This window comes from Xenorhabdus budapestensis (genome assembly GCF_002632465.1).
Taxonomy (GTDB): domain Bacteria; phylum Pseudomonadota; class Gammaproteobacteria; order Enterobacterales; family Enterobacteriaceae; genus Xenorhabdus; species Xenorhabdus budapestensis.
Window position 1 is genome coordinate 1 of sequence record NZ_NIBS01000071.1, and the last position, 2430, is coordinate 2430.

Genomic DNA, 2430 nt, shown 5'->3' on the forward strand with positions numbered 1-2430 from the left:
AGACCCGCTAGGGCTGGCAGGCGGGCTGAATCCGTATGGCTATGTACATAATCCCGTAGGTTGGGTTGACCCTTGGGGGTTAAATGGTACTGATGCAACAGGAAGGCCATTATCCAGTCCTAATTATAGTGTTTGGTATCAAACTGAAATTCCTGAGGAGCTGCATTCAGGTTCTCGAAGTTCTCATTTCAGAAATGCCAATGGACAGCTTTACAATACAATTCAAAATAATCCTGAATTGAAAGGCAAATTACCGGCAGAAGTTATAAATCACGTACAACCTGGAGCACGGGGCGGTTTCAAAGGTAATAGTCCTCCTGGTCACTCATGGCATCATAATGCCCAAGATCCAACTAAAATAGAACTTATTCCAAGACCACAGCATCAAGCTCCCGGAGAAGTACAAAAAAGTCTCCATCCTAAACAGGAAGGGGGATTTAAAAAGTTACAAGAGAAGACGTCATGCAAATGATAATAGAGAGGATAGTCTTATGAATTTGGTGCCTATCAGTAAGGTTTTATCAGTTCCAGAGGAAAACCCTGAAGGATGGTTTTATTTACCACCTGACGAAAGTAGTTGGAGTCTGAAGACTGAAGGAGTTTTTTCTTTGGATAGTGCTGATTTTCCACCTGATTCTGATGAATTTTTACCTATTCAAGCAAAAGAAAATGGATGGGTTGAAACATTAGATAATGGTTTAATTGAAGAAGTTGTAGAAAATGCTAAAGCACAATTAGGTAATCCCTCTATTGATGATTTGTTTAATGCTTTTATTTTTTATTTCCAAAATGATGCTTTTATAGAGTTTTAATTATTGCTGAAGCTGGAAGATCAGTGTGATCTTCCAGCTTCTTCTTTTTTAAGAGCCGCTCATTCCCTGCCCTTAGCGGCTTTTGTAATCACCTATCAGCTCCCGCATCCGCAGCTTAATCTCACTGAGCTGGGCTTGCTGGCGCTGGTACTGTTGTTTAATGCTTTGGGTGTTGTCACTGTCAGGAATGAGCACTAAACAACCATCCAGTATCTTGACGGTCAAGGTGCAACCTTTATCGAATCCTGCCGCCTTAAGCCACTGGCCTTTCAAATGGATCGCGGGCGGGGCACTGGCCTTGTCATTTTGCGGCACGTATCCCACGGTGTAATAACGTTCGGTTTTCGCGGCTTTATTTACCGTCCGGTTTTGTTTAGAATGCGCCTTAGCCATCATTCAACTCCTTGTTAGTTGCTTATGGTCAGCGGTATTGATGTGTTACCAGCACATCAATACCGCGAAATTATCTCATTGTCCTACTATCAGTTTTTCCATTTTTGCCCTTGTTACCAAGCTATCCATTAAAACAATCAGCGCTTGTTGATCTTCATCTGAAAGCGAATCAATCTGCTCACAAAGTGCCTGTAACTTAGGGTTATGTATCTTAGGTTCTTTGGGGTGCTCCAATCCAACCAGAGCATCAACACTCATCTGGAGTACCTGAGCAATCTTTACCACCGTATCAAGCTGTGGCACTGATGAGCCACGCTCCCAACGGTTATAAACACGCCTGTTTACTGCCAATAAATCAGCCAGTCGTGCCTGAGTCATTTTGCGCACTTCTCTTGCTTCACGGAGGCGAGTTGCAAAGACTTCCATACCGTTCTCACTTAACCAGTTTTGAAATGATACGGTCATGGTAACCCTGCCTCTAAAAAACCCTTGACGATGTATACATAATAGTACTTTAATAATGCTACTTCAATGTCTATTGACAGGTTTTTAAAGGACTATGAAATGGCTCGCATTCCCGAAGCAGAATTACAGCACCTGAAATCCGCCGTTCCCTTAGTTGCCATTATCGAGCAGCAGGGTCGGCAGGTGTTTAAGCGCGGCAAAGATATGACGGTGTTGTGCCCGTTCCATGAGGAAAAAACGCCCTCTATGGTGATCACGCCGTCGAAAAATCTCTATCACTGCTTTGGCTGCGATGCCGGCGGCTCGGTGCTCGACTGGGTCATGCAAACGGAGAACTTAAGTCTGCGTCATGCCGTGGAACGCCTACGCGCCGTGCTGGGGCACAATCCGGCGGTCGAGCCGCTGGTGCAACCTGCGGAGCTGGTCAGTGATGCTATCGGGCAACAGGTGCTGTTATCGCGGGTGATCGGGTTTTATCACCATACGTTGCTGAATGCGCCGGAAGCCCAGGCGTATCTGGCGAAGCGGCGGCTCAATCACCCTGAATTAGTCGCGCAGTTTAAACTGGGCTTTGCCAACCGCACGCTGGGCTACCGTCTGCCCCCGAAAAAGATCAAAGCCGGGGCGGAGATCCGCGCCCGTTTGCAGGCGATCGGGGTGCTGCGGGAGAACGGGCGTGAGCATCTGCGCGGCTCGCTGGTTGTGCCGGTGATGGATGCACAGGGACAAATCCATGAGTTGTACGGGCGCAAAATCGGTG

Annotated in this window: 5 protein-coding genes; 3 read left to right on the top strand and 2 right to left on the bottom strand. The window is 46.8% G+C overall.

What is annotated here, in order from left to right; all coding sequences use genetic code 11:
* Window positions 1–472, top strand: a 472-nt coding sequence (locus Xbud_RS18765; RefSeq protein WP_211283555.1) for an HNH endonuclease, incomplete at its 5' end; no start/stop codon positions are given.
* 19 nt (window positions 473–491) lie between these two features.
* Window positions 492–812 carry a DUF7716 domain-containing protein gene (locus Xbud_RS18770; RefSeq protein WP_099137499.1) on the top strand — a complete coding sequence of 107 codons (321 nt, stop codon included), beginning with the start codon at window positions 492–494 and terminating at the stop codon, window positions 810–812.
* 72 nt (window positions 813–884) lie between these two features.
* Here Xbud_RS18770 and Xbud_RS18775 read toward each other — a convergent pair whose 3' ends face one another.
* Window positions 885–1205 carry a SymE family type I addiction module toxin gene (locus Xbud_RS18775; RefSeq protein WP_099137500.1) on the bottom strand — a complete coding sequence of 107 codons (321 nt, stop codon included), beginning with the start codon at window positions 1203–1205 and terminating at the stop codon, window positions 885–887.
* A 75-nt stretch (window positions 1206–1280) separates the two neighbouring features.
* The gene (locus tag Xbud_RS18780; protein ID WP_099137501.1) at window positions 1281–1670 is read right to left on the bottom strand and encodes a helix-turn-helix domain-containing protein; all 390 of its coding nucleotides are present in this window, start codon (window positions 1668–1670) and stop codon (window positions 1281–1283) included.
* 99 nt (window positions 1671–1769) lie between these two features.
* Here Xbud_RS18780 and Xbud_RS18785 point away from each other — a divergent pair.
* Window positions 1770–2430 (top strand): CHC2 zinc finger domain-containing protein (locus tag Xbud_RS18785; RefSeq protein ID WP_244590046.1); only part of this gene is annotated, 661 nt, incomplete at its 3' end.